We start from the raw sequence: 25,559 nt of genomic DNA on the forward strand, positions 1-25,559 counted from the left end.
TTCCAGCTTCCAGCTTCCAGCTTCCAGCTTCCAGCTTCCAGCGTCTCCCGTCTCCCGTCTCCCGTCTCCCTTTTCACCAGCCAATAAAAAACCCCGCAGGCTTGCACCGGCGGGGTTTTTGTTCAGTCAGCAGCGATTACTTCGCGGCTTCCTTACGGGCTTTGGTCTCAGCGATTACTTTCTCTGACACGTTCGCCGGGCACGGCATGTAGTGAGAGAATTCCATCGAGAACTGGCCACGGCCAGAGGTGATGGTACGCAGGTGACCGATGTAGCCGAACATTTCGGACAGCGGAACATCGGCTTTAACGCGTACACCCGTAGCACCGGCTTCCTGGTCTTTGATCATGCCGCGACGACGGTTCAGGTCGCCGATCACGTCACCGACGTTATCTTCCGGAGTGAACACGTCCACTTTCATGACCGGTTCCAGCAGCTGGGCGCCGGCTTTCGGCATGGATTGACGGAATGCACCCTTGGCAGCGATTTCGAACGCGATGGCTGAGGAGTCAACCGCGTGGTAAGAACCGTCAAACAGTTCTACTTCTACGTCCAGTACCGGGAAGCCAGCCAACGGACCTTCGTTCATCATCAGGCGGAAGCCTTTTTCAACGGCAGGCCAGAATTCTTTCGGCACGTTACCGCCCACAACGGTGGACTTGAACGCAAAGCCAGTGCCTGGCTCGGCCGGACGGATGCGGTAGTCGATCTTACCGTACTGACCAGAACCACCAGACTGCTTCTTGTGGGTGTAGCTGTCTTCGATGGCTTTGGTAATGGTTTCGCGGTAAGCCACCTGCGGCTGACCAACGATCAGTTCCACACCGTAAGTACGCTTCAGAATGTCGACTTTAATATCCAGGTGCAGTTCGCCCATGCCTTTCAGGATGGTCTCACCAGAATCTTCATCGGTTTCAACCTGGAAGGTCGGATCTTCAGCCACCATCTTACCGATGGCGATACCCATCTTGTCGACCATGCTCTTGTCTTTCGGCTGCACGGCGATGGAGATTACCGGCTCCGGGAACACCATGGCTTCCAGAGTACAGGGGTGTTTCGGATCGCACAGGGTGTGACCGGTCTGTACGTTCTTCATGCCCACAACGGCGATGATGTCACCCGCCTGAGCAAAATCCAGTTCAGTACGCTGGTCAGCGTGCATTTCACACATACGACCGATACGTTCAGTCTTACCGGTGAAGCTGTTCAGAACGGTGTCGCCTTTACGCAGTTCGCCTGAGTAAATACGTACGAAGGTCAGGGCGCCGAATCGGTCGTCCATGATCTTGAATGCCAGGGCGCGCAGCGGCTCTTTCGGATCAACGATGGCTTTCTGGCCAGTCGGGTTACCTTCTTCGTCGGTCAGATCCTGTGGCTCAACTTCGGTCGGGGCCGGCAGGTAATCAACAACGGCGTCCAGAACCAGCTGCATGCCTTTGTTTTTGAAGGCAGAACCGCAGTAGGTCGGGAAGAATTTCAGATCGCGGGTGCCAAGACGGACACAGCGCTTGATGTCTTCAATGGACGGCTCTTCACCTTCCATGTACGCCATCATCAGGTCGTCGTCCATTTCTACCGCAGTTTCAACCAGCTGTTCGCGGTACATCTCAACGTCGTCAACCATATCGGCCGGAACATCACCAACGGTATAGGCTTCCGGATCGCCGGATGCGTCCCACACATACGCTTTGCGGGTCAGCAGATCAACAACACCGGTAAATTCGTCTTCACGACCGATCGGCAGCACCATGATCAGCGGGTTGGCCGCCAGAACGTTTTTAACCTGATCGGTAACGCGGAAGAAATCTGCACCCATACGGTCCAGTTTGTTAACAAAGATAATACGGGATACTTCAGAGTCGTTCGCATAGCGCCAGTTGGTTTCTGACTGCGGCTCTACACCGCCGGAACCGCAGAATACACCGATACCGCCATCCAGAACTTTCAGGGAGCGATACACTTCGACGGTGAAGTCAACGTGTCCGGGGGTGTCGATTACGTTAAAGCGGTGACCTTTCCAGAAACAGGTTACGGCCGCTGACTGAATGGTAATACCACGCTCAGATTCCTGTTCCATGAAGTCGGTGGTTGCTGAACCATCATGGGTGTCACCAGCGCGGTGAATACGGCCGGTCAGCTTCAGGATACGTTCGGTGGTGGTGGTTTTGCCCGCGTCTACGTGGGCGAAAATACCAATGTTTCTGTATAGGGAGAGGTCTGTCATAACTATTCTCGGTTGGAAGAGAGAAAATTCGCGCGCTACTTTACCCGTTTTTTTTTCCGTTTTCTCGCGTTTTTGCACTTTTTGTGCCGGAATTTGTGCGTCAAACCAGAAAAAAGCCCGGGCTGGCGGGGTGCGAATGGCTGCAGGCGCGCGTTGCGGCCTGTTGACAGTGAGGTGGTGACGGGTATTATTGCCCGCCACAGGGCATGCCGGAAATGTTTCCGCATGGCTAACATTCAGCTTTCTATGAGGATACGGCTGTGGCAAAGGAAACGTTTGAACGTTCCAAACCCCACGTAAACGTGGGCACTATCGGTCACGTTGACCACGGTAAAACCACTCTGACCGCGGCACTGACCCGCGTATGTTCAGAAGTATGGGGCGGTAAAGCAGTAGCGTTCGACGGTATCGACAAGGCACCGGAAGAGCGTGAGCGTGGTATCACCATTTCTACTTCTCACGTTGAATACGAGTCACCGACCCGCCACTACGCACACGTAGATTGCCCGGGCCACGCCGACTACGTTAAAAACATGATTACCGGTGCTGCCCAGATGGACGGCGCGATCCTGGTGTGTGGTTCAACTGACGGCCCGATGCCGCAGACCCGTGAGCACATCCTGCTGTCCCGTCAGGTAGGCGTACCTTACATTGTTGTGTTCCTGAACAAAGCTGACCTGCTGGCTGAAGACTGCGGCGGCGCGGATTCTGACGAATACGCCGAGATGCTGGAGCTGGTAGAAATGGAACTGCGTGACCTGCTGTCTGAATACGACTTCCCGGGTGACGACACTCCGATTATCCCAGGTTCTGCGCTGATGGCCCTGAACGGCCAGGATGAGAACGGCATGGGTACTTCTGCCGTTAAGAAACTGGTAGAAACTCTGGATGCTTACATTCCGGAACCTGAGCGTGCCATCGACGGCGCCTTCCTGATGCCGATCGAAGACGTATTCTCCATTCAGGGTCGTGGTACCGTAGTAACCGGTCGTGTAGAGCGTGGTATCGTTCGTACGGGTGAAGAACTGGCCATCGTTGGTATTCGTGAAACCACCAAGACCACCTGTACCGGTGTGGAAATGTTCCGCAAGATCCTGGACGAAGGCCGTGCTGGTGAAAACGTTGGTGTACTGCTGCGTGGTACCAAGCGTGATGACGTAGAGCGTGGTCAGGTACTGGCCAAGCCGGGCTCCATCACCCCGCACACCAAGTTTGAATCCGAAGTCTACGTACTGGGCAAAGACGAAGGCGGCCGTCACACTCCGTTCTTCAAAGGCTACCGTCCGCAGTTCTACTTCCGTACCACTGACGTAACCGGTTCAGTAGAACTGCCGGAAGGCGTAGAGATGGTAATGCCGGGCGACAACGTGAAACTGGTTGTTACCCTGATTCACCCGATCGCGATGGACGACGGTCTGCGCTTTGCGATCCGTGAAGGCGGCCGTACTGTAGGCGCCGGTGTTGTGGCTAAGATCATTGAATAATTCGCCCGGAGCGAATTATGACAGCCGGAGGCTGGCCCGATAGGGCGAGGGCAGGAAGCCCGCAGCAATGATGATTTTTGCCAGACGCTAGACGCTAGACGCTAGACGCTACAAGCGAAAAGCCGAAAGCGACAAAAAGCCCTGCCAGTAATGGTGGGGCTTTTTTTATGAGAGGAATAAAATGCTTCCAGCTTCCAGCTTCCAGCGTCTCCCGTCTCCCGTCTCCCGTCTCCCGTCTCCCGTCTCCCGTCTCCCGTCTCCCGTCTCCCGTCTCCCGTCACCCGTCACCCGTCACCCGTCACCCGTCACCCGTCACCCGTCACCCGTCTTTTTACCCATTCAGTATTGTGGTTGACACTTTTTGTACAGCCGCATACAATTCGCGTCCCCTTATTTCCGGGGGAAATGAGCTCTTGCACATAAAACTTGGAGTTTGGTAATGCAAAACCAACGAATCCGTATCCGTCTGAAGGCGTTCGACCATCGACTGATCGATACATCGACTCAGGAGATTGTTGATACTGCCAAGCGTACGGGCGCTCAGGTACGCGGTCCGATCCCGCTGCCGACTCGTAAAGAGCGTTATACCGTTCTGATCTCTCCGCACGTCAACAAAGACGCGCGCGATCAGTACGAAATCCGTACCCATAAGCGCATGCTCGACATCGTTGAGCCGACTGAAAAGACGGTAGATGCGCTGATGAAACTGGATCTGGCTGCCGGCGTGGAAGTTCAGATCAGCCTGGGTTAATTCGTTAACCTTAAGGCTCTGTGTAACGCCTGAAAGGGCGGCCATAGCGGGTAAAAAGCCCCATACACGTGAGGTAAATAAAAATGGCAATTGGTATTGTCGGTAAGAAAGCGGGTATGACCCGTGTATTTACCGAGGAAGGTCAATCTGTCGCAGTGACTGTTGTTCATGTAACTCCTAACCGTGTTTCTCAGGTTAAGAACGTTACCACTGACGGCTACAGCGCTCTGCAGATTACATACGGCGAGAAGAAAGCTTCCCGTCTGACAAAAGCTGAAGCTGGCCACTTTGCGAAAGCAAACGTTGAAGCCGGTCGTGGCGTTATGGAATTCCGCACTGAAGAAGCTCTGAGCATTGGTGATGAGCTGACCGTTGCGCAATTCGAAGCAGGTCAGAAAGTTGACGTGACTGGTTCTTCCAAGGGTAAAGGCTTCCAGGGCGGTGTTAAGCGCTGGAATTTCCGTACTCAGGATATGACCCACGGTAACTCCCTGTCCCATCGTGCTCCTGGTTCTATCGGTCAGTGCCAAACTCCTGGCCGCGTGTGGAAGGGCAAGAAGATGGCAGGACACATGGGTGCAGAACAGGTGACTACCCAGTCTCTGGAAATTGTACGCGTGGATGCAGAAAACAATCTGCTGCTGATCAAGGGTGCTGTGCCAGGTGCGACTGGTTCCGATGTGATTGTTAAACCAGCTGTAAAGGCTAAGGGGTAAGCAATGGAACTGAAAACTAACACTGGCGCCGCTGTAGCTGTTTCTGACGCTGCATTTGGTCGCGAATTCAATGAAGCCCTGGTTCACCAGATTGTTACCGCCTATATGGCTGGTGGACGTCAGGGTACCAAAGCACAAAAAACCCGTTCTGAAGTAAGCGGTGGTGGTATCAAGCCATGGCGTCAGAAGGGAACCGGTCGTGCCCGTTCAGGTACCTCCAACTCCCCGATCTGGCGTTCAGGTGGCGTTACATTCGCTGCCAAGCCACGCAGCTTTGAACAGAAAGTAAACAAGAAAATGTATCGCGCGGCGATGCAGTCCATCTTGTCTGAGCTGGTCCGTCAGGAGCGCCTGGTTGTTGCCGATTCTTTCGCTGTGGAATCCCACAAGACCAAAGAATTTGTTGCCAAGCTGAAAGAAATGGATCTGCGCAACGTATTGATCGTTGCCGATGAGATCGACGAAAAACTGTACCTGGCGGCGCGTAATGTTCCGCACGTTGGTATTACCGAAGCTTCGGCTATTGATCCTGTCAGCCTGATTGCTTTCGAAAAGGTACTGGTGACTGTGCCCGCCCTGAAGAGACTTGAGGAGGCTTACGCATGAACCGTGAGCGTATCTACAAAGTGCTGGTAGCTCCGCACATCTCTGAAAAAGCAACTCTGGTTGCAGAGAAACACGGTCAGTATGTTTTCCGTGTTGCTCCGGATGCCACCAAGCCTGAAATCAAAAAGGCTGTTGAAGCGCTGTTCGAAGTGAAAGTTGACTCCGTACAGACTGTCAACATCAAAGGTAAAACCAAGCGTACTGCCCGTGGTGTAGGCAAGCGTAACGATGTGCGTAAAGCATACGTTCGTTTGGCAGCCGGTCAGGACATCGACTTCGCAGACGCGGAATAAGGGGAATTAAGTCATGGCATTGGTGAAAACTAAACCGACTTCTCCCGGACGTCGTCATGTGGTGAAAGTCGTTAACCAGGAACTGCACAAAGGTCAGCCTTTTGCTGCATTGCTGGAAAAGAAAAACAAGCACGGTGGTCGTAACAACAACGGTCATATCACTACCCGTCATAAAGGTGGTGGCCACAAGCAGCATTACCGTCTGGTCGACTTCAAGCGCGACAAAGATGGCGTGCCGGCAGTGGTTGAACGTCTGGAATACGATCCGAACCGCAGCGCTAACATTGCTCTGCTGAAGTACGCTGACGGTGAGCGTCGCTACATTCTGGCCCCGAAAGGTATCTCTGCCGGCGACTCAGTCGTTTCTGGTGAAGATGCACCGATCAAAGCCGGTAGCGCCATGTCACTGCGCAACGTACCGGTGGGTTCTGTTGTTCACAACGTTGAACTGAAGCCAGGTAAAGGCGGCCAGATGGCACGTTCAGCCGGTGCTTCCGCTCAGGTTGTAGCTCGTGAAGGTATGTACTGCACCCTGCGTCTGCGTTCTGGCGAGATGCGTAAAGTGCTGTCCGACTGCCGCGCAACCATCGGTGAAGTAGGTAACTCTGAACACGCTCTGCGTGTACTGGGTAAAGCGGGTGCATCACGCTGGCGTGGCGTCCGTCCGACCGTTCGTGGTACTGCCATGAACCCGGTTGATCACCCGCATGGTGGTGGTGAAGGCCGTACCTGTGGTAAGCACCCGGTTACTCCGTGGGGCGTTGCTACCAAGGGTTACAAGACTCGTAAGAATAAGCGTACCGATAATCTCATCGTACGTCGTCGTTCTGCGAAATAATTAGAGAGGATAGAACTGTGCCACGTTCATTGAAAAAAGGTCCGTTTATCGACCATCACTTGATGAAGAAGGTAGAGGCCGCTCTTGAGAAGAACGACAAACGTCCGATCAAGACCTGGTCCCGCCGCTCCACAATCTTCCCGGATTTCGTGGGGCTGACACTTGCCGTACATAACGGCAAAACACACATGCCTGTTTTCGTAACTGAAGACATGGTTGGACATAAACTCGGCGAATTCGCTCTGACCCGTACTTATAAAGGTCACGTAGCGGATAAGAAAGCCAAACGTTAATAAGAGGTGAAACATGTCTGAAGTAGCCGCTGTATTACGTGGTGCTCGCTTATCTGCTCAGAAAGCACGTCTGGTTGCGGATAGCATCCGTGGCAAGAATGTTGGTGAAGCTCTGAATATCCTGTCTTTCAGCAACAAGAAAGGCGCAGACATCATCAAGAAAGTGCTGGAATCTGCCATCGCCAATGCTGAGCACAATGATGGTGCCGATGTGGACGAACTGAAGGTTTCTACCGTGTTCGTAAACGAAGGCATGACTATGAAGCGCATTCTGCCGCGTGCGAAAGGCCGTGCCGATCGCATTATGAAGCGCACTTGTCACATCACTGTGAAAGTTTCAGAACAATAGGAGTTGGTCAGATGGGTCAGAAAGTTCATCCAACCGGGATCCGCTTAGGTATTACCAAAGACCATAATTCGGTCTGGTATGCCGGTAAGGATAAATACGCCGACAACCTGCTGGCTGACATCGCTGTTCGTTCTCTGATCGAAAAGCGCCTGGAAAAAGCCTCTGTCAGCAAGATCGTTATCGAGCGCCCGGCACAAAACGCCAAAGTCACTATTCACACTGCCCGTCCGGGTATCGTGATCGGTAAAAAAGGCGAAGACGTAGAAGTTCTGCGTAAAGATATCAGCGATCTGATGGGTATCCCGGTACACATCAATATCGAAGAAGTTCGTAAACCGGATCTGGATGCCAAACTGGTAGCACAAAGCGTTGCCAGCCAGCTCGAGCGCCGTGTGATGTTCCGTCGTGCTATGAAGCGCGCGGTACAGAACGCCATGCGTGGTGGTGCTGAAGGTATCAAAATCCAGGTGAGCGGCCGTTTAGGTGGTGCTGAAATCGCTCGTACCGAATGGTACCGCGAAGGCCGCGTACCGCTGCACACTCTGCGTGCAGACATCGACTACGCGACTTACGAAGCACACACTACCTATGGTGTTATTGGCGTAAAAGTATGGATCTTCAAAGGCGAGATCCTCGGTGGTATCCAAGAGGTACGTGACCGCGCCAAGAACCAGGGCAAAAAGAAAACCGGTCGTTCATAAGGGGAATTAGTTATGTTGTTACCAAAACGTACAAAGTTCCGTAAAGTTCAGACCGGCCGCAACCGCGGTTTGGCGATCCGGGGCTCCAAAGTGAGCTTCGGTGAGTACGCTCTGAAGGCTACTGGACGTGGTCGCCTGACTTCACGTCAGATCGAGTCAGCACGTCGTGCTCTGACCCGTAAAGTGAAGCGTGGTGGTAAAATCTGGATCCGCGTGTTCCCGGACAAGCCGATTACCGAAAAGCCTCTTGAAGTGCGGATGGGTAAAGGTAAGGGTAACGTTGAATACTGGGTATGCCAGATTCAGCCGGGTCGTGTTCTGTACGAAATCGAAGGTGTACCGGAAGAGCTGGCGCGTGAAGCATTTGCTCTGGCTGCTGCCAAGCTGCCATTCGAAACCACCTTTGTTAAACGGACGGTGCTGTGATGAAAGCAAGTGAACTGAAGAACAAGTCAGTGGCTGAGCTGCAATCTCAGCTGGAAGAACTGTTGGGCGATCAATTTAAACTGCGTATGCAGAAGGCAACCGGTCAGCTGGGTCAGAACCATCTGATCAGCCAGGCCCGTCGCGATATCGCCCGCGTTAAAACCGTGCTGGCTCAAAAGGCAGGTGAGTAATTATGACTGAGAACACAAAAACTGTTCGCACTCTGTCCGGTCGCGTTGTAAGCAACAAGATGGACAAGTCCGTCACTGTGCTGGTTGAGCGCTTTGTTAAGCATCCGATCTATAAAAAGTTCGTGAAAAGCTCTTCCAAGGTGATGGCACACGATGAGAACAACGAATGCCAGATCGGTGATCTGGTAACCGTTAAAGAGTCACGTCCGCTGTCTAAAAACAAGACATGGGCGTTGGTATCAATCGACGAGCGCGCCGCCAAGGTTTAATACCGGGCGCAGTTAGTTAGGAGCGATAGGCATGATTCAAACTCAATCAATGCTTGACGTTGCCGACAACAGCGGCGCGAAACGCGTACAGTGCATTAAAGTACTGGGCGGTTCACATCGTCGCTATGCCGGCATCGGTGATCTGATTAAAGTATCCGTCAAGGAAGCTATTCCGCGCGGTAAAGTGAAAAAAGGTCAGGTAATGAATGCAGTGGTCGTACGCACCAAAAAAGGCGTACGTCGTCCGGACGGATCCGTGATCCGTTTTGATGTAAACTCCGCTGTTCTACTGAACGCATCACTGGCGCCGATCGGTACCCGTATCTTTGGCCCTGTGACTCGTGAGCTGCGCTCTGAGCAGTTCATGAAAATCATTTCCCTGGCACCTGAAGTGCTGTAAGGGAGGGGACGATATGTTAAAGATTCGTAAGAACGACGAAGTAGTAGTTATTGCTGGTAAAGATAAAGGTAAGCGCGGCAAGGTTCAGAAAGTTCTGGCCGATGGTCGTCTGCTGGTGTCCGGCATTAACATGGTGAAAAAACACCAAAAACCAAATCCGTACCTGCAACAGCCGGGCGGCATCATTGAGAAAGAAACTGGTATCCAGGCTTCCAATGTTGCTATCTGGAATCCGAAAACCAGCAAAGCCGACCGTGTTGGCTTTAAGGTAGACGGCGACAGCAAGGTACGTATCTTCAAATCCACTGGCGATCAAGTTGACGCCTGATAGGGGCTGGGTACTACTATGTCACGTTTAAAAGACCTGTACAAAAATGAAGTAGTAGCCAAGCTGCAAGAAGAGTTTGGTTACAAAAATGTAATGGAAGTGCCGCGTATCACCAAAATCACCCTGAACATGGGTGTGGGTGAAGCGCTGGGTGATAAGAAAATTCTGGACAATGCCGTGGCCGAAATGGAAGCCATCGCAGGTCAGAAAGTTGTTATTACCAAGGCACGTAAGTCAGTAGCGAGCTTCAAGGTTCGTGAAGGCTGGCCGATTGGCTGTAAAGTTACCCTGCGTCGTGATCGTATGTGGGAATTCATGGACCGTCTGATCGACGTAGCTCTGCCGCGTGTTCGTGACTTCCGTGGTATTAACGGCAAGTCTTTTGACGGCCGTGGTAACTACAGCATGGGTGTGAAAGAGCAGATCATTTTCCCGGAAATTGAATACGATAAAGTAGACAAGGTCCGCGGTATGGATGTGACTATCACCACCACCGCTCAAACCAACGAAGAAGGCCGCGCTCTGCTGAAGGCGCTGCAGTTCCCGTTCCGTAACTAAGGAGTACGTCATGGCTAAAATTAGCATGAAGAATCGTGAACTGAAGCGTGAACAGCTGGTTGCTAAATTCGCCGCCAAGCGCGCTGAATTAAAAGCGATTATCAGCAACGTGAACTCTTCTGAAGAAGATCGTTGGAATGCACAACAAGCACTGCAAAAACTGCCGCGGGATTCTTCCTCAAGCCGTCTGCAGCGTCGTTGTCAAATGACTGGCCGTCCACACGGTGTTTACCGCAAGTTCAAACTTTCACGGATTAAGTTGCGTGAAGAGGGAATGAAGGGTAATGTGCCGGGCCTGAAAAAAGCTAGTTGGTAAGCAATTCCCAGAGTGTGGCGGAAAAGTACCCGGTCTCCGGGTGCTTTTTTGCTGTACCGGGGCGCTGTACAACAGAGGTAATTATTAAATGAGTATGCAAGATACGTTGGCGGACATGTTCACCCGCATTCGTAATGCCCAGCAAGCTGGTCATGCGAATGTCTCCATGCCGTCTTCAAAAATTAAGAAGTCTGTAGCTCAGCTGCTCGAAGCTGAAGGCTACATTGGCGGTTTCTCCGTCGCTGGTGATGTTAAACAAACCATGACCATCGACCTGAAATACTACGAAGGCAAGCCTGTTATTGAACGCATCCAGCGCGTAAGTCGCCCTGGTCTGCGTCAGTACCGTGGCGCCACAGAACTGCCGAAAGTTGAAGCAGGTCTGGGCGTGGCTATCGTATCCACCTCCAAAGGCGTTATGACTGATCGTGCTGCCCGTGCTGCGGGTGTGGGCGGTGAAGTTATAGCGACTGTATTCTAAGGAGAAATACGATGTCCCGCGTTGCTAAGGCTCCCGTAACAATTCCGGCTGGCGTAGAAGTTAAAATCGCCGCCGGCAAAATCGCCATCAAAGGCAAGCAAGGCCAGCTCGAGCTGGATGTACACTCTGATGTTGAAATCAAACAGGAAGAGAATGTACTGACCTTTGCTCCCCGTACTGGTGAAAAACAAGCCAACGCTCTGGCCGGCACTTTCCGTGCCCTGGTAAACAATATGGTTACCGGTGTGACCGCTGGCTTTGAAAAGAAACTGGTTCTGCAGGGCGTTGGTTATCGTGCCAAAGCTGCCGGCAAAACCCTGAATCTGTCCCTGGGCTTCTCTCACCCTGTCGACTACGAACTGCCGGAAGGCGTTTCAGTCGAGACGCCGAGCCAGACCGAGATTGTTATCAAAGGTATTGATAAGCAGATCGTTGGTCAGGTTGCTGCAGAGATCCGTGGCTATCGTCCGCCTGAGCCGTATAAAGGCAAGGGTGTTCGCTATGCTGATGAAAACGTGCGTCGTAAAGAAGCCAAGAAAAAGTAAGGTCTAGGCCATGAATGAGAAGAAAAAAGCTCGTTTGCGCCGTGCTGCCAAAACTCGCGTAAATATTCGTGAAAAAGCCACGGTGCGTCTGTGCGTTCATCGCACGCCCAGACACATTTATGCTCAGATCATCTCTGCCAATGGCGCTACCGTCTTGGCGACTGCTTCCACTGTTGAAGCTGATCTGCGCACTGAAGCGACCGGTAACGTTAATGCAGCCACCAAAGTTGGTCAGCTGATTGCCGAGCGTGCGAAAGCCGCTGGCGTCACTAAAGTTGCATTTGATCGCTCCGGTTTTAAATACCATGGTCGTGTTAAAGCCCTGGCTGACGCGGCTCGTGAAAACGGCCTGGAATTCTAAGGGTAAAGATCATGGCAAATAATGAACGCGTAGAACGTAACGAAAGCGAACTGCAGGAAAAGCTGGTTCAGGTGAACCGGGTTGCAAAAGTGGTTAAAGGTGGTCGTATTTTCGCCTTTACCGCTCTGACTGTGGTTGGCGATGGCAACGGTCGTGTGGGTTTCGGTCGCGGTAAATCCCGTGAAGTTCCGCTTGCAATTCAAAAAGCAATGGAACAAGCCAAACGCAACATGGTAGCCGTGCAGCTGGATGGCAACACTCTGCAGTATCCGATCCGTGGTCGTCACTCTGGCGCCCAGATCTACATGCAGCCGGCCTCTGAAGGTACCGGTATCATCGCCGGCGGTGCAATGCGTGCCGTACTGGAGATGGTGGGTGTTAAAAACGTACTGGCCAAATGTTATGGCTCAACCAACCCGGTGAACGTGGTTCGTGCAACTTTTGATGCGCTGGCTCACATGAAATCTCCGGAACAGGTTGCTGCCAAACGTGGCAAATCCGTTGACGAGATCCTGGGGTAATACGTTATGGCTAAGAAAACCGTAAAAGTGACCCTGGTTCGCAGCACTATCGGCAAACTGCCGAAGCACCGCGAAACCGTTAAAGGCCTGGGTCTGCGTCGCATTGGTCATTGTGTTGAGCTGGAAGATACTCCTTCCGTGCGCGGCATGATCAACCAAGTTTCTTACATGGTTAAGGTAGAAGGGGAGTAATATGCGTCTCAATGAATTGAGCCCGGCCCCTGGTTCCAAGCCTGCCGGTAAGCGTGTTGGCCGTGGTATCGGCTCTGGTCTGGGTAAGACTGGTGGTCGTGGTCACAAAGGTCAGAAATCACGTTCAGGCGGCTCTGTAGCACCGGGTTTTGAAGGCGGTCAGATGCCTATGCACCGTCGTCTGCCGAAGTTTGGTTTCGTTTCCCGTAAGGCTCCGTATGTTGCGGAAATCCGTCTGGGCGAACTGGCTCTGGTAGAAGGCGATGTGGTTGACCTGGCTGCTCTGAAAGCGGCAGACGTTATTGGCGAGAAGATTCGTGAAGCTCGCGTAATTCTGTCCGGTGAAGTAACCAAGGCTGTGACCGTAAAAGGTCTGAAAGTTACCCAGGGCGCAAAAGCTGCTATTGAAGCGGCTGGTGGAAAGGTCGAAGACTAATGGCTAGGCAAGGACTTCCGCAGGGCATGCAAAGTGGATTAGGTGAGCTGTGGGCTCGTATCCGCTTCGTGCTGCTGGCAATTGTGGTATATCGGATCGGCACCCATATTCCGGTGCCGGGAATTAATCCGGATGCATTGGCGCGTTTGTTTGAACAGAACCAGGGCACAATCCTGGAAATGTTTAACATGTTCTCCGGTGGTGCACTGGAGCGCATGAGTATTCTTGCGCTGGGGATCATGCCCTACATCTCTGCATCCATTATCATGCAATTGCTGACTGCGGTAAGTCCTCAGCTCGAGCAGCTGAAGAAAGAAGGCGAAGCCGGTCGCCGTAAAATCACCCAGTACACCCGTTACGGTACCGTACTGTTGGCGACTTTACAGGCGTTCGGCGTCTCGGCTGGCCTGGCCAGTCAGGGCGTTACTTTCTCCGCCAGTGCAGATTTTTACATCACCGCTGTACCGTCCTTCGTGGCCGGTGCCGTGTTTATGATGTGGTTGGGTGAGCAGGTTACCGAGCGTGGTATCGGTAACGGCATCTCCATTCTGATCTTTGCTGGTATTGTTGCCGGGTTGCCGAGTGCAGTCGGTCAGGCTTTTGAATCCGCGCGTCAGGGTGACCTGAATATTCTGGTGCTGCTGGGTATTGCTGTACTGGCGACCGCTGTAGTGGCTTTTGTCGTGTTTGTGGAGCGCGGTCAACGCCGCATCACCATCAACTACGCCAAGCGCCAGCAGGGCCGTCAGATGTTCGCAGCCCAGACCAGTCATCTGCCCCTTAAACTGAATATGGCCGGCGTTATTCCTGCTATTTTCGCGTCCAGCTTACTGTTGTTCCCGGCATCTCTGGGTCAGTGGTTTGGTCAGGGCGAGGAAATGGCCTGGTTGCAGGATATCAGTATGGCTCTGGCTCCCAGTCAGCCGTTGTACATTGTCCTGTTTGCTGCCGGTATCATTTTCTTCTGCTACTTCTACACGGCGTTGATGTTTAACCCGAGAGACGTGGCCGAAAACCTGAAGAAATCCGGAGCATTTATTCCGGGTATCCGTCCAGGCATTCAGACCGCCAATTATATTGATGGTGTGCTGGGTCGTCTGACGCTGTTTGGTTCTCTGTACATCACCGCTGTATGCCTGATGCCGGAGTTTCTGATCGTAGGTTTCGGCATCCCGTTCTACTTCGGTGGTACCTCTCTGCTGATCGTGGTGGTGGTCGTAATGGATTTCATGGCCCAGGTGCAATCACACCTGATGTCTCACCAGTACGAATCGCTGATGAAGAAAGCAAATCTGAAGAATTTTGGCTCAGCTCGCTGAGCCGGATTTAGGAGACTGTCATGAAAGTACGTGCGTCTGTTAAAAAAATCTGCCGTGAATGCAAAATTATTCGCCGTAACGGTAGTGTGCGCGTGATCTGTTCAGATCCCAAGCACAAGCAACGTCAGGGTTAATCCCCGGACACAGGGTCGGGCGTAAGTTTTACCAGGTGGCTTGCTTTAACGTTAAGCCACCTGTATTATTTTGCGCCCTTTCATTAAGTAAGAGTAACGGAGTTAGACATGGCCCGTATTGCCGGTGTCAATATTCCTGACAACAAGCATGCAGTGATTTCTCTGACCTATGTCTATGGCATTGGTCGTACTACTGCCCAACAGATCTGTGCCGCTACTGGCATCGCTGAGACCACCAAAATTGGTGAGCTGAGCGAAGAACTGCTGGATGTTGTTCGTAACGAAGTAGCTAAGTACACGGTTGAAGGTGATCTGCGCCGCGAAGTGCAGATGAACATCAAGCGTCTGATGGATATGGCTTGCTATCGTGGCATCCGCCACCGTCGCAGCCTGCCGCTTCGTGGTCAGCGTACTAAAACGAATGCCCGTACCCGTAAAGGTCCGCGCAAACCGATCCGTAAGTAATTACGGTCGGTCTTTTAGTGTAGCTGCATTCGACTTGTTGCAGTGTTGATATTAAAAGCAGGATTTAAAAATGGCTAAGCCACAAAGATCAACCAAGAAGAAGGTTAAAAAGCAGGTAGTGGACGGCATCGCCCACATCCATGCCTCTTTTAACAACACCATTGTGACCATCACCGACCGTCAGGGTAATGCTCTGTCATGGGCAACTGCCGGTGGTTCTGGTTTTCGTGGTTCACGTAAGAGCACTCCTTTCGCCGCTCAGGTCGCTGCAGAGCGTGCCGGTGAAGCCGCAAAAGAGTACGGTCTGAAAAACCTGGACGTGGAAGTTAAAGGTCCTGGTCCGGGTCGTGAGTCCGCAGTCCGCGCTCTGAACGCATGTGGTTATAAGATCGCTAACATCACTGATGTTACCCCGATCCCACATAACGGCTGTCGTCCACCTAAGAAGCGTCGCGTATAAGGAGGCTGAGAAATGGCACGTTATATTGGTCCTAAGTGCAAGCTGTCCCGTCGTGAAGGAACTGATCTGTTCCTGAAGAGTGGTGTACGCGCACTGGACACTAAATGCAAAATGGAAACCAAACCGGGTGTACACGGTGCTGGTCGCGGTCGTCTGTCAGACTATGGTCTGCAGCTGCGTGAAAAGCAGAAGGTACGTCGTCTGTACGGTATCCTGGAAAAACAATTCCGCAGTTACTACAAAGAAGCCGCACGTCGTAAAGGCGCTACCGGTGAGAACCTGCTGCAACTGCTTGAATCCCGTCTGGATAACGTTGTTTACCGCATGGGCTTTGGTTCTACCCGCGCTGAAGCGCGTCAGCTGGTGTCTCACAAGGCAGTCGCTGTTAACGGTAAAACCGTGAATATTCCTTCTTTCAGCATCAAAGCTGGTGATGTGGTTACTATTCGCGAAAAAGCGAAGAATCAGGACCGTATCAAGACTGCAATGCAACTGGCTGGTCAGCGTGCTGACTGTGCCTGGATTGACGTAAATGCAGCTTCAATGGAAGGCACGTTCAAGTCCGCTCCTGAGCGCGCGGATCTCCCTGCGGAGATCAACGAAAACCTGATCGTGGAACTTTACTCTAAGTAATAGAGGAACTAAGGGGCAGCTATGCAGCGTGCAGTTAATGAATTTTTGACACCTCGTCACATTCAGGTTGACGAAGTAACCAAAACCCATGCCAAAGTCACTCTGGAGCCGCTTGAGCGTGGCTTCGGTCACACTTTGGGCAACGCATTGCGTCGTATCCTGCTGTCCTCTATGCCGGGTGCCGCGATCGTTGAATGCGAAATTGATGGCGTTCTGCATGAGTACAGCGCGATCGAAGGTGTGCAGGAAGACGTTATTGAAATCCTGCTGAACCTGAAGGGCGTCGCCGTTAAATTGCATGAACGCGACGAAGCCACTCTGAGCCTGGCCAAAACCGGCCCGGCCACTGTGACCGCTGCCGATATTCAACTGGATCACGGTGTAGATATTGCTAATCCGGACCACGTCATTGCCCATCTGGGTGAAGGCGCTGAGCTGAAAATGACCCTGAAAGTCGCTTCCGGTCGTGGCTACGAGACGGTTGAGTCCCGTAATCAGAACGATGAAGAGACCAAGGCGATTGGCAAACTGCAACTCGATGCTACTTACAGCCCGGTTAAACGCGTTTCTTACAGTGTAGATGCTGCACGTGTGGAACAGCGTACTGACCTGGACAAGTTGGTTATCGATCTTGAAACCAACGGTACCATCGATCCGGAAGAAGCTATTCGTCGTTCCGCGACTATCCTGCAGCAGCAGCTGGCTATCTTCGTTAACCTGGAAAACGACGAAGTCGTTGAACAGGTTCGTGAAGAAGAAGAGATTGACCCGATTCTCCTGCGTCCGGTGGACGATCTGGAGCTGACTGTCCGCTCTGCCAACTGCCTGAAAGCAGAAAATATTTACTACATCGGTGACCTGATTCAGCGTACAGAAGTTGAGCTGTTGAAGACACCTAACCTGGGTAAGAAGTCTCTGACTGAAATCAAAGACGTTCTGGCCTCACGCGGACTGTCGTTGGGTATGCACCTGGAAAACTGGCCTCCAGCCAGTCTCCGCAACGACGATAAAGTATTAGCCTGAGCGGAACGTTCAGTTAGTTAAGGAATTAAACCATGCGTCATCGTAAAAGTGGTCGTCACTTCAATCGTACCAGCGCACACCGTCAAGCCATGTTTAAAAACATGGCGGTGAGCCTGTTCGAGCATGAAATTATCAAGACTACTCTGCCAAAGGCGAAAGAGCTGCGTCGCGTAGCTGAGCCGCTGATTACTCTGGCAAAAGAGGATTCAGTTGCTAATCGTCGTCTGGCCTTTGCTCGTACCCGTAGCAAAGAAGCAGTAGGCAAGCTGTTCACTGAACTGGGCCCGCGTTACCAAACCCGTCCGGGTGGCTACATTCGCATTATGAAATGTGGTTTCCGTGCTGGCGATAACGCTCCCATGGCTTATGTGGAACTGGTCGATCGTCCGGTAGCAACTGCTGCTGAAGACATCGTCGAGGACAGCGCTGAGTAATTTCAGCTGTTGTAAAGACACGGAAAAGCCCGTTACCGCAAGGTAACGGGCTTTTTTGTTGGGCGCTGTTCCGGTGGTTATGCCAGTCGGCCTGCACTGGTCTGGCTGCGGTTGGGCTGCATAGCTGTGAGCGCAGCGCCGGAATGCAGGCAAAAAAAAGCGGGCAGTGCCCGCTTAAAATACTCTTCCTGAGTCCAATCATGAATGGCTTTCACCATGGTTGTACTCTAACCCTTGTCCCTGTCAGTCAGGGCAAAGGCTGGTAAAGAAGTGTACTGCCTTACCAACTTCAGCTGCGGCTGTTACAGCAGGGCCAGGCTCAGACCCGGCCAGAAGGTAATAATCAGTACTGTCGTCAGCAAAATAAAGAAGAACGGCAGGGTGGCCTTATACAGGGTCATAACCGGTTTATTAAAGCGGAAGCTGGCAATAAACAGGTTCATGCCTACCGGCGGTGTGAAGTAACCCAACTGCATATTGGCCAGGAACAGAATACCCAGATGGATAGGGTGGATGCCGTACTCAATGGCAATGGGCAGAATAATCGGGATCATAATGACGATGGCGGAAAAGATATCCAGCATCATGCCCAGTACCAGCAGGAATAAGGTTAACAGCAGCAGAAACGTTAGCGGGTCACTGACGTGTTGCTGGATAAAGCTGAAGATTTTTTCCGGAATACCGGCATCAATCATGTAATTGGTGGACGCCATAGAGACAGCCAGAATCAGCAGGATGGCACCGACCAGCTTCATTGAATCACGCATCACCACCGGCAGCTTTGCCAGGCTGATTTCCCGCCGGATAACCACACTGACGATCAGTACATAAAATGCGGTTAAAGCGGCCGCTTCCGAGACGGCAAAGAAGCCACTGTAAATACCGCCCAATACCACCACGGGTAACGGGATTTCCCAGGCACTGTCCTTAATGGCAGCCCAGGTTTCGGCTTTATCAAACGGATGTTGATCGCGCTGCATACCGCGCGACTGCCACATGCTGTAGGCCGATAAGGCAAACAGCATCAGCAGGCCAGGCAGCAGGCCGGCGAGGAACAGGTCATCAATACTGACCGGGGTTTCCAGAGCCATTTGTTGCGCGACCACACCGTACAGGATCAGTGGCAACGATGGTGCAAACAGTAAGCCCAGACTGCCGGAAGTGGTGACCAGGCCCAGATTGAACGACTCTTTATAGCCGGCCTTGTGCAGGGCCGGCACCAGCAGGGCGCCCAGTGCGACGATGGTGACACCGGAGGCGCCGGTAAAGGCAGTGAACATGGCACAGGCTGCCAGTGCCACAATCGCCAGTCCGCCAGGCATCCAGCCCAGTAACGCATCGGTAATGCGTACCAGCCGTTGGGGCGCCTTGCTTTCACCCAGCAGATAACCGGCGAAGGTAAACAGCGGAATGGCCACCAGTACCGGCATTTCCGCCACCTGGTAAATGTTAATGGCCATGGTCATCAGATCGATATCGGCTTGCCAGAAGCCCCACATGGCGCTGGCGGCAATGACCGCAAACAGCGGTGCACCGGCCAGTGCCAGCAGTAATAGGATCAGTGGAACCAGAATGCTCACCGGGCTTCTCCCTCGGTTTTGGCCAGTAAATCCTGCACGCCCTGCAGCATAAAGCGCAGTCCCATCAGGGCAAAACTGAGCGGAATAATGATCTGCAGCGGCCAGGCTGGCACCCGGCCAAAGGCCACATCACCAAACTCCCAGGCAAAGCGGACGAAGTTCTGTGAATGCCAGGCCAGCAGCAAACAAACCATTGCGGCAAACACCGAGCTGATCAGTGCCAGCAGTCGGCGCAAGCCGGGCCCGGCCAGCCGGCTGGCCAGGTCGATGGCAATATGCTCGCGGGTGCGGGTCGCCAGCAAGGCGCCCAGTAAGCCCAGCCACAGCACCATCACGCGCAGCAACGGCGGAATCCACACCAGACCGCCACCAAACAGGCTGCGGGCCAGAATGTCGGCACCGGCCAGTACGATCATGGCCAGCAGCAGCAGCACTAACAGGCCGTCTTCGGCCCGGTGCAGAATACGGAAGAAGGCCGTCATATCAGTTGCTGGTACTGTTACGCAGGGTGGTCAGCGTCTGCAGCAATTGATTGTAGGTCTCGACCGGATACACCTTGCGCTCACGCAGCGAAGCAATGCTGTCGGCGGCCAGCTGACGCCAGGCTTCTTTATCCGCTTCGCTGAGGGCGACGAATTCCAGGCCGTTCTGCTGTAATGCTTCGCGGGCGCCCTGTTCATCCGTTTCGTTCTGGCCGTCCATTGCTTTGAACGCGGCCGCCATGGCGGTACGCACCACCTGTTGATCGGCGGCACTGATGCCTTTAAACGCACGGGCATCGACCACCAGCATGCCAAACAGGAACACCAGCGGATAATCGGTGGCGTAGTTCAGCTTGGTGTGCCATTGCAGCGCAATGGCGGACGAGGCATTCACCGCCAGAGTGTCAATCAGGCCGGTCTGCAGGCTGGTGTAAACATCGGAAATCGGCAGGGCAATGGGTTGTACTTTGCCATTGGTGAAGATGGTTTCGCTGATCATGTCACCTTCCGGCATCCATACTTTTTTGCTGCGCACGTCATCGGAGGTGCGCAGCGGGCTGTTGGACATCAGGTAGGCAAAACCGCCTTCTGACAGGCCCAGCAGAATATAGCCCTGTTCTTCCAGTGCGGCCGCAATGCGCTGATCGTACTCGGCACGTACGGCACGGATTTCGTCCAGATTGCGGAAGGTAAAGGGCAGGCTGTACAGCTGCGTCATATTGGTAATGTGCGCCAGCGCACCGCTGGCCACGGCGCCGCCCTGCAGCTGGCGGATCTGCATTTTACGCAGTACGGCTTTGTCGGTGCCCTGCACGCCGCCGGGGAAGTAGCGCACTTTAACACGGCCTTCGGTGGCGCTTTCAATGTCATCGGCGGCCTGACGCATCAGACGCATCCAGCTGGTCCCGTCCGGCGCTACAGTGGCGATTTTCAGGGTGGTCGCGGCCTGCACGGGGGCAATCATAACGCCCAGCAGCAGGGCAATGGTGGAGATCAGTTTCATGGTTCTCACTCGAAGTAATCAGAGGATTCGGCTAACAATTCGGCCGCCTGACGTTGAGCCAGGCGGTTGATCAGGGTGAGCCCTTCCTGGTGCGGGTCGGCCGCCAGAGCTTCTTTTAATAAACGGTCGTGCAGTTCCTGTTCAAACATCAGGCGGGCGTACTGTTTGGCAAACAGTACGTGTGCCATCAGGTTGCGGCCTTCGGTCATCACAATGGCGCGCTCAAAATATTCCCGTGCCAGGTCGGGTTTGCCGCCCAGGGACGGGGGCAGCTGGCTTTCCAGCACCCCCAGATACACCTGTACGGTGGCGTTATCGAAAGCCGGATCATGGCTGGCGACCCATTGCATCAGGGTTTTCACTTTGCCCAGCTGGGCAATGGCATGCCAGTTATCGCTGTTGGCCTGAATCCAGCCAGCCCAGGCGGCGGCTTTGGCATAAAAGACGGCGATATCGTCTTCGTCATAGTTCAGCTGCAGCCCGGCCAGCAGTTGATCCTGCGGGCCGTCAACCAATGCGCAGGCATCGCTGTCGTATTCACACAGCGCCCGGCGGGAGTAGGTCATGGCTTTGTCGGCCATGCGTCTGGCCTGCTCTTTATCGCGGGCGAAGACACCGGCATACGCACCGTACAGGCGCGAGCCCGCAAGCAGGAAGTCTTCGTTATCGGGATAGGTCAGGATCAGGGCATCCAGCAACAGCAGGTAAGCCGGCGCGCCGGCCTCGACGATGGCCGGGTCATCCTGATTCATCATGGCCCGCGACAGGTTACCGGGCAGGTTGGCGACTGAGCAGCCGCTGAGCAGGGCCAGCAAAGCCAGGCCGACGAGTACTTTCATGCGAATACAACCGCGCTTGCTTAAAAAGGGAGCGCGGATTGTACACCGGTTGGGCAGCCCGGGCATTAACCGGACTGCCCACTGGCCGTGGCCGGATCAGCCAAGTTGCTCCAGTGGCTGATATTCGTTAGGGGCACCGGCGACAAAATCGATGCCGATGGTGCGCAGAATTTCCCAGGCATTATTGTTCGGGCTGTACTCGGCAATGGTTTTCTTGGCCATAAAGTGGGCGATTTCCTGAATCGATTTTACCAGCGCGTAGTCGGCAGCACTGGCGTGCAGCCCGTCAATAAAGCTGTGATCAATTTTGACGTAGTCGACCGGCAGGGCTTTCAGGTATTCAAATGACGACTGGCCGGTACCGAAATCCGACAACACAAACTGGCAGCCCAGGCTGCGCATTTCGTGCATAAAGTCGGCGGCGTCTTCCAGGTTGCGGATGGCCGATGTTTCATTCAGCTCAAAACAGAGTTTCCTCACCGGAACGTCTTTTTCCCGTGCCTGCTCAAAAATATACGCCAGCAGGCTTTCGTCATTAATAGCATGGCCGGATAGCCGCAGCACAAAGCGGTTAATACCGGCCGCCTGCTGCGGATGGTCGTGCAGCCATTGCACCAGTTGTTCCAGCGTCCAGCGATCCAGCAGGTACATTCGGTTGTAGTTTTCCGCCGCCTGCAGGTAGTCCTGTGGGGGAATCTGCGCGCCGCGCTCATCACGGATGCTGATCAGGATTTCATACTGCCGGCTGTCGCGGTGGCGTTCCTGAATGGGTTTGATCGGTACGCACAGTACCTGCAGCTGGTTGTTGCTGAGCGCCTGATTCAGCTTGTTGCCCCAGGCCATAAATTCTTCATGGCGCTGACGACTGGTGTCATCGGTCTGATAGGTAACAATGCGGCTGCCGCCTTTTTCTTTGGCCAGCTGGCAGGCGGACTCGGCTTGTTCGATCAGTTCAGCAGCGCCGGCGCTGTCAGCACTGGTGGTGGCCAGACCGATGCTGAGGTGGACGCTGAAGGTGCCGGCCGGACTGTCGATATGGGTGGTTTCAATCTGGCGTTTCAGGATTTTGGCACTGGCTTCGGCCTGCTCGGTGTCGGTGTGCGGGAAGAACAGGGCAAATTCGTTACTGCCGAGGCGCGCGCACAGGGCGTCCGGCATATGCTCACGCAGCATGCCGGCCACCTGTTGCAGACACAGATCACCGCCTTCAACACCGTAGTTTTTATTGATCAGTTTGAACTGATCCAGGTCAGCCATCAGCAGAGTACAGGGGCTGGCGCTGCGCAGGCTGATCAGAATGCGCTCCTGCAGCAGGCGCAAAAAGTGCTGACGGTTGGTCAGGCCGGTGAGCGGGTCGATATTGGCCTGCTCGGACAGGTCGCGGTAAATCTGCTGCACCAGCTTGTCGACGCCTTTATCCACCGCCGACTCTTCCTGCTCGTACAGGCGTTTAACCCGGCCGCTGTCAAAGGCTGTGGCCAGTTCGGCCAGGGTGAAATCGACCACTTTCATGCCGCTGTGGTTCACACAGGCAAAGCGGGAGGCATCCTGGGCAATCCAGACCACCGATACGGCCTGATCCGGTTCGACCAGCAACAGCCAGTCGCCAACCTGCAGGTTCATGGCGCGGCGGGTGCCACGACCTTCCGGTATCACTTCCGCCGGCTCGGCGCTCCAGGCCGGCAGATCAATGGCTTCGGGGATGGTGCCGGATTGCAGATGCTCAGTGGCCGCCTGCAGTATGCCCTGGTGCCACAGCTCATGCGCCGGCAGGTTGCCGTGCAGTTTATCCAGTTCCGTGCGGGCCAGATCCAGCAGGGGCCGGAATTTGGGCAGCAGCTCCTGACGGCCGCTGTTGGCGGCGCTGAACAGAGCCAGCACCTGCCGGTAGAGCTTAATCGCTCCCTGAAAGCGTTTGCTGTCCTTGCCTTCGCGTAGCAGCAGCAGGCTCAGCAGCGGTTGCCAGCCCTGCTGCAGCCATTCCACCACGCTGTTGGGCAGGGTGCGGTTGGCGATGTCTTTACCAATCAGTTGCTCAATGCGGCGGCGGGCGTTGTGCAGCTTGTGCTCACCTTCGGCGGCCTGGGCCACCCGTTCGGCATTCTGACGGGCTTTGCGCTCGGCCCCCCCCACCAGACTCTGCAGGCTTTCCAGTAGTTCTTCCAGAGCGTGTTCATCCCGGTCGAGATTCTGTAAGACCGGCTCAATCAGCCCCTGCAGACGGTTGCTGAGCTGGGTTTCGCCGCTGGTGGTCAGTTGCCCCAGTTTGGCCAGCTGGTTCAGGACCAGCCGGCCCGGGTGTTCCGGGTTAAACAGCAGGCTGGGGTCTTTCAGCATCAGCTGCAGCAGTGGCCAGCCCAGACGCTCAATAAAGGGTTTGATAAAGTCGGCGACCTGCTCACTGCTGAGCAGGTGCTGGGTGACCTGTTCCAGCGTATCAATGGCATCGCGGGAGTCCGCCGGCAGGCTGACTTCTTGTGCGGCCAGTGCTTTTTCTACCGATTCCCGCACATGGCCTTCGGCCAGGCTGTGCTGCTGGGCCAGGTGGGTAACGATGGTGCTGACCTGCTCGGGTGCGGCCGCCGGCAGGGATTCTTCCGGGCTGAGTTCGGCCTGCTCAAGGCGCTGATAGCGCAGGCTCAGCAGGTTCTGAATATTGGCATAGGCCTGTTTGGCTTCGTCCTGGTGGCGCTGGAAACTTTGCAGTGACTGGCCGCGATTGTTGCTGGGGGGCGGATTGGTAACACTCGCTGCGCTGTTCGCCTTAACGGTAGCTGCCTGGGTGGTGTTGGTACCGGTTGTGGCAGATGCCGTGGGCACGGCTGGTTGCACCGCCGGAATGGCACGGCGATAGCGGAACGTCAGCGGGATATCAATCTGGCGGATCAGATTCTGGTAGCTGGTTTGCAGGGTGGTCAGGGCCACCTGTTCATACACAGAAAACGCCAGTGCCCGCGCTTCCTGGGGTAGCTGCAGAGTATCCAGACTGTCACGGAAGGCTTCTGTCACGGTGGACGGACCGATGGGATTGAAGGTGTCTTCCATGCGTGCGGAGGACAGGGTGTCGAGCAGCTGGCGCAGCTCAAAACTCATATTAGCCAGCCGGGACTGCAGGTGTGATGAAGTCACTTTGGCCAGCAGCCAGTCTTCAAAATCGGCTTGCTGCACCAGCGATAAATGCAGCTCGGCCTGATCCGGCTGCTGCTCCCGCGAGATTTCCGGCTCACCTTGCAGCCAGCGCTGTAACTGCTGCTGCAAGCGCTGCTGAAAAGCTTTCAGCATGGCGCCAGCATTGCTTTTGGCCTGTTTCTCCAGTCGCAGCCATTGCTGCTGTTCGGCGGTGTTGCGGGCCATATTGGCTTTTTCAAAGGTGGCTTCCAGAAAGTCCGGCAGCCATTGGCGCAGCAGGCGGTCACGCACGTTCGCGGCTTCCTGTTGCAGCAGTTGCAGATAGCGTTGTTTTTGCTCGTCCGTGATACGGCGTTGATTACGGGTGGCCTGATTGTATTCCTGCAGGCGCAGAAAGAGTTTGTTATCGGGGCGGCGGAATTGCACGCCGGCGTGCTGGTCATTATTGAAGACCCAGTCGACGGCGACTTTGACGGGGTGATCGTCAAAGGCCAGTTGCAGCATCAGATTCTGAGTGCTGGTGGGAATGCCATGCGGCCAGAGCAGGTGCACGCCGGTCTGTGAATAATCCAGTACCTGACAGGGGTATTGTTGCCCATCGGTACTGATCAGAGCGGCATTCAGGTAGGTGGTGAATCTTGGGTGTTCGCGTTGCTCAACGGCCATGCTGTCAATTCCATAATGCGGGCCAGTAGCCCGTAGCCGGCACTGGGCCGGGTTCTCCTCAGCTGGCAGAACAGCTTCAGGGGAATGCTGCCAGCGATATTGTTCTATTCCCT

The 25,559-nt window shown here is 54.2% G+C and carries 35 protein-coding genes; 29 read left to right on the forward strand and 6 right to left on the reverse strand.

Annotated elements, in window-relative coordinates:
- Window positions 1–136: 136 nt before the first annotated feature.
- Complete coding sequence (fusA, locus tag GJQ55_RS01080) at window positions 137–2,224, reverse strand: elongation factor G (RefSeq protein WP_228345663.1); 2,088 nt, start codon at window positions 2,222–2,224, stop codon at window positions 137–139.
- 260 nt (window positions 2,225–2,484) lie between these two features.
- Here fusA and tuf point away from each other — a divergent pair, with 260 nt between their 5' ends.
- From tuf to rplQ, 29 genes are all read left to right on the forward strand, one after another.
- Window positions 2,485–3,708, forward strand: coding sequence for an elongation factor Tu (gene tuf, locus GJQ55_RS01085; RefSeq protein WP_228345651.1), 1,224 nt, complete (start codon window positions 2,485–2,487; stop codon window positions 3,706–3,708).
- Window positions 3,709–4,147: 439 nt separating this feature from the next.
- Entirely contained in the window at window positions 4,148–4,459 is a 312-nt protein-coding gene (rpsJ, locus tag GJQ55_RS01090) for a 30S ribosomal protein S10 (RefSeq protein WP_145466725.1), read from the forward strand.
- Window positions 4,460–4,542: 83 nt separating this feature from the next.
- A complete protein-coding gene (rplC, locus tag GJQ55_RS01095) occupies window positions 4,543–5,175 on the forward strand; it encodes a 50S ribosomal protein L3 (protein ID WP_228345664.1) in 633 nt (210 codons plus the stop codon).
- Window positions 5,176–5,178: 3 nt separating this feature from the next.
- The gene (rplD, locus tag GJQ55_RS01100; RefSeq protein ID WP_228345665.1) at window positions 5,179–5,781 is read left to right on the forward strand and encodes a 50S ribosomal protein L4; all 603 of its coding nucleotides are present in this window, start codon (window positions 5,179–5,181) and stop codon (window positions 5,779–5,781) included.
- Window positions 5,778–6,074: a 50S ribosomal protein L23 gene (gene rplW, locus GJQ55_RS01105; RefSeq protein ID WP_228345666.1), complete on the forward strand. Its 297-nt coding sequence runs from the start codon at window positions 5,778–5,780 to the stop codon at window positions 6,072–6,074. The genes rplD and rplW overlap by 4 nt, the downstream gene beginning before the upstream one ends.
- A 13-nt stretch (window positions 6,075–6,087) precedes the next feature.
- Entirely contained in the window at window positions 6,088–6,912 is an 825-nt protein-coding gene (rplB, locus tag GJQ55_RS01110; protein ID WP_228345667.1) for a 50S ribosomal protein L2, read from the forward strand.
- A 17-nt stretch (window positions 6,913–6,929) separates the two neighbouring features.
- Window positions 6,930–7,205 (forward strand): 30S ribosomal protein S19, encoded by a 276-nt coding sequence (gene rpsS, locus GJQ55_RS01115; RefSeq protein ID WP_228345668.1) that lies wholly within the window; start codon window positions 6,930–6,932, stop codon window positions 7,203–7,205.
- 13 nt (window positions 7,206–7,218) lie between these two features.
- Entirely contained in the window at window positions 7,219–7,554 is a 336-nt protein-coding gene (gene rplV / locus GJQ55_RS01120) for a 50S ribosomal protein L22 (RefSeq protein WP_228345669.1), read from the forward strand.
- A gap of 11 nt (window positions 7,555–7,565) precedes the next feature.
- Window positions 7,566–8,255, forward strand: a complete 690-nt coding sequence (rpsC, locus tag GJQ55_RS01125; protein WP_228345670.1) for a 30S ribosomal protein S3 — start codon at window positions 7,566–7,568, stop codon at window positions 8,253–8,255.
- Between the two features lie 12 nt (window positions 8,256–8,267).
- Window positions 8,268–8,681 carry a 50S ribosomal protein L16 gene (gene rplP / locus GJQ55_RS01130; protein WP_228345671.1) on the forward strand — a complete coding sequence of 138 codons (414 nt, stop codon included), beginning with the start codon at window positions 8,268–8,270 and terminating at the stop codon, window positions 8,679–8,681.
- Window positions 8,681–8,872: a 50S ribosomal protein L29 gene (gene rpmC / locus GJQ55_RS01135; protein ID WP_228346735.1), complete on the forward strand. Its 192-nt coding sequence runs from the start codon at window positions 8,681–8,683 to the stop codon at window positions 8,870–8,872. The genes rplP and rpmC overlap by 1 nt, the downstream gene beginning before the upstream one ends.
- Window positions 8,873–8,874: 2 nt before the next feature.
- The gene (gene rpsQ / locus GJQ55_RS01140) at window positions 8,875–9,141 is read left to right on the forward strand and encodes a 30S ribosomal protein S17 (RefSeq protein WP_228345672.1); all 267 of its coding nucleotides are present in this window, start codon (window positions 8,875–8,877) and stop codon (window positions 9,139–9,141) included.
- 31 nt (window positions 9,142–9,172) lie between these two features.
- A complete protein-coding gene (gene rplN / locus GJQ55_RS01145; protein WP_228345673.1) occupies window positions 9,173–9,541 on the forward strand; it encodes a 50S ribosomal protein L14 in 369 nt (122 codons plus the stop codon).
- 13 nt (window positions 9,542–9,554) lie between these two features.
- Entirely contained in the window at window positions 9,555–9,869 is a 315-nt protein-coding gene (gene rplX, locus GJQ55_RS01150) for a 50S ribosomal protein L24 (RefSeq protein WP_228345674.1), read from the forward strand.
- A gap of 18 nt (window positions 9,870–9,887) precedes the next feature.
- Complete coding sequence (rplE, locus tag GJQ55_RS01155; protein WP_228345675.1) at window positions 9,888–10,427, forward strand: 50S ribosomal protein L5; 540 nt, start codon at window positions 9,888–9,890, stop codon at window positions 10,425–10,427.
- Between the two features lie 10 nt (window positions 10,428–10,437).
- Window positions 10,438–10,743, forward strand: coding sequence for a 30S ribosomal protein S14 (gene rpsN / locus GJQ55_RS01160; protein WP_228345676.1), 306 nt, complete (start codon window positions 10,438–10,440; stop codon window positions 10,741–10,743).
- Window positions 10,744–10,831: 88 nt separating this feature from the next.
- Entirely contained in the window at window positions 10,832–11,224 is a 393-nt protein-coding gene (gene rpsH / locus GJQ55_RS01165; protein ID WP_228345677.1) for a 30S ribosomal protein S8, read from the forward strand.
- A gap of 11 nt (window positions 11,225–11,235) precedes the next feature.
- Complete coding sequence (gene rplF, locus GJQ55_RS01170; RefSeq protein ID WP_228345678.1) at window positions 11,236–11,769, forward strand: 50S ribosomal protein L6; 534 nt, start codon at window positions 11,236–11,238, stop codon at window positions 11,767–11,769.
- A gap of 10 nt (window positions 11,770–11,779) precedes the next feature.
- Window positions 11,780–12,130, forward strand: a complete 351-nt coding sequence (rplR, locus tag GJQ55_RS01175) for a 50S ribosomal protein L18 (RefSeq protein ID WP_228345679.1) — start codon at window positions 11,780–11,782, stop codon at window positions 12,128–12,130.
- Between the two features lie 11 nt (window positions 12,131–12,141).
- Window positions 12,142–12,651, forward strand: a complete 510-nt coding sequence (gene rpsE / locus GJQ55_RS01180; RefSeq protein WP_228345680.1) for a 30S ribosomal protein S5 — start codon at window positions 12,142–12,144, stop codon at window positions 12,649–12,651.
- Window positions 12,652–12,657: 6 nt separating this feature from the next.
- Window positions 12,658–12,843, forward strand: coding sequence for a 50S ribosomal protein L30 (gene rpmD, locus GJQ55_RS01185; protein ID WP_228345681.1), 186 nt, complete (start codon window positions 12,658–12,660; stop codon window positions 12,841–12,843).
- Window position 12,844: 1 nt separating this feature from the next.
- Window positions 12,845–13,279, forward strand: coding sequence for a 50S ribosomal protein L15 (gene rplO / locus GJQ55_RS01190; protein WP_228345682.1), 435 nt, complete (start codon window positions 12,845–12,847; stop codon window positions 13,277–13,279).
- Complete coding sequence (gene secY, locus GJQ55_RS01195) at window positions 13,279–14,598, forward strand: preprotein translocase subunit SecY (RefSeq protein WP_228345683.1); 1,320 nt, start codon at window positions 13,279–13,281, stop codon at window positions 14,596–14,598. Before rplO ends, secY begins: the two co-directional genes overlap by 1 nt.
- Window positions 14,599–14,618: 20 nt before the next feature.
- Complete coding sequence (gene rpmJ, locus GJQ55_RS01200; protein ID WP_145466704.1) at window positions 14,619–14,732, forward strand: 50S ribosomal protein L36; 114 nt, start codon at window positions 14,619–14,621, stop codon at window positions 14,730–14,732.
- Window positions 14,733–14,840: 108 nt separating this feature from the next.
- Entirely contained in the window at window positions 14,841–15,197 is a 357-nt protein-coding gene (gene rpsM, locus GJQ55_RS01205; RefSeq protein WP_228345684.1) for a 30S ribosomal protein S13, read from the forward strand.
- A gap of 70 nt (window positions 15,198–15,267) precedes the next feature.
- Window positions 15,268–15,657: a 30S ribosomal protein S11 gene (rpsK, locus tag GJQ55_RS01210; RefSeq protein ID WP_228345685.1), complete on the forward strand. Its 390-nt coding sequence runs from the start codon at window positions 15,268–15,270 to the stop codon at window positions 15,655–15,657.
- 12 nt (window positions 15,658–15,669) lie between these two features.
- On the forward strand, window positions 15,670–16,290 hold the full coding sequence (rpsD, locus tag GJQ55_RS01215; RefSeq protein WP_228345686.1) for a 30S ribosomal protein S4: 621 nt from the start codon (window positions 15,670–15,672) through the stop codon (window positions 16,288–16,290).
- A 21-nt stretch (window positions 16,291–16,311) separates the two neighbouring features.
- A complete protein-coding gene (locus tag GJQ55_RS01220; RefSeq protein ID WP_228345687.1) occupies window positions 16,312–17,313 on the forward strand; it encodes a DNA-directed RNA polymerase subunit alpha in 1,002 nt (333 codons plus the stop codon).
- A 32-nt stretch (window positions 17,314–17,345) separates the two neighbouring features.
- Window positions 17,346–17,747: a 50S ribosomal protein L17 gene (rplQ, locus tag GJQ55_RS01225; protein WP_228345688.1), complete on the forward strand. Its 402-nt coding sequence runs from the start codon at window positions 17,346–17,348 to the stop codon at window positions 17,745–17,747.
- Between the two features lie 302 nt (window positions 17,748–18,049).
- On the opposite strand, the gene GJQ55_RS01230 is transcribed toward rplQ, so the two are convergent.
- The 5 genes from GJQ55_RS01230 to GJQ55_RS01250 all read right to left on the reverse strand — a co-directional run bounded on the left by GJQ55_RS01230 (window position 18,050) and on the right by GJQ55_RS01250 (window position 25,446).
- Entirely contained in the window at window positions 18,050–19,327 is a 1,278-nt protein-coding gene (locus GJQ55_RS01230) for a TRAP transporter large permease (protein WP_228345689.1), read from the reverse strand.
- A complete protein-coding gene (locus GJQ55_RS01235; RefSeq protein ID WP_228345690.1) occupies window positions 19,324–19,809 on the reverse strand; it encodes a TRAP transporter small permease in 486 nt (161 codons plus the stop codon). Before GJQ55_RS01235 ends, GJQ55_RS01230 begins: the two co-directional genes overlap by 4 nt.
- A 1-nt stretch (window position 19,810) precedes the next feature.
- A complete protein-coding gene (locus GJQ55_RS01240) occupies window positions 19,811–20,812 on the reverse strand; it encodes a TRAP transporter substrate-binding protein (RefSeq protein WP_228345691.1) in 1,002 nt (333 codons plus the stop codon).
- A gap of 5 nt (window positions 20,813–20,817) precedes the next feature.
- On the reverse strand, window positions 20,818–21,651 hold the full coding sequence (locus GJQ55_RS01245; protein ID WP_228345692.1) for a TRAP transporter TatT component family protein: 834 nt from the start codon (window positions 21,649–21,651) through the stop codon (window positions 20,818–20,820).
- Window positions 21,652–21,747: 96 nt separating this feature from the next.
- Window positions 21,748–25,446 carry a DUF1631 family protein gene (locus tag GJQ55_RS01250; protein ID WP_228345693.1) on the reverse strand — a complete coding sequence of 1,233 codons (3,699 nt, stop codon included), beginning with the start codon at window positions 25,444–25,446 and terminating at the stop codon, window positions 21,748–21,750.
- Between the last annotated feature and the right edge of the window lie 113 nt (window positions 25,447–25,559).

The organism is Venatoribacter cucullus (assembly GCF_016132445.1).
Lineage (GTDB): Bacteria > Pseudomonadota > Gammaproteobacteria > Pseudomonadales > Oceanobacteraceae > Venatoribacter > Venatoribacter cucullus.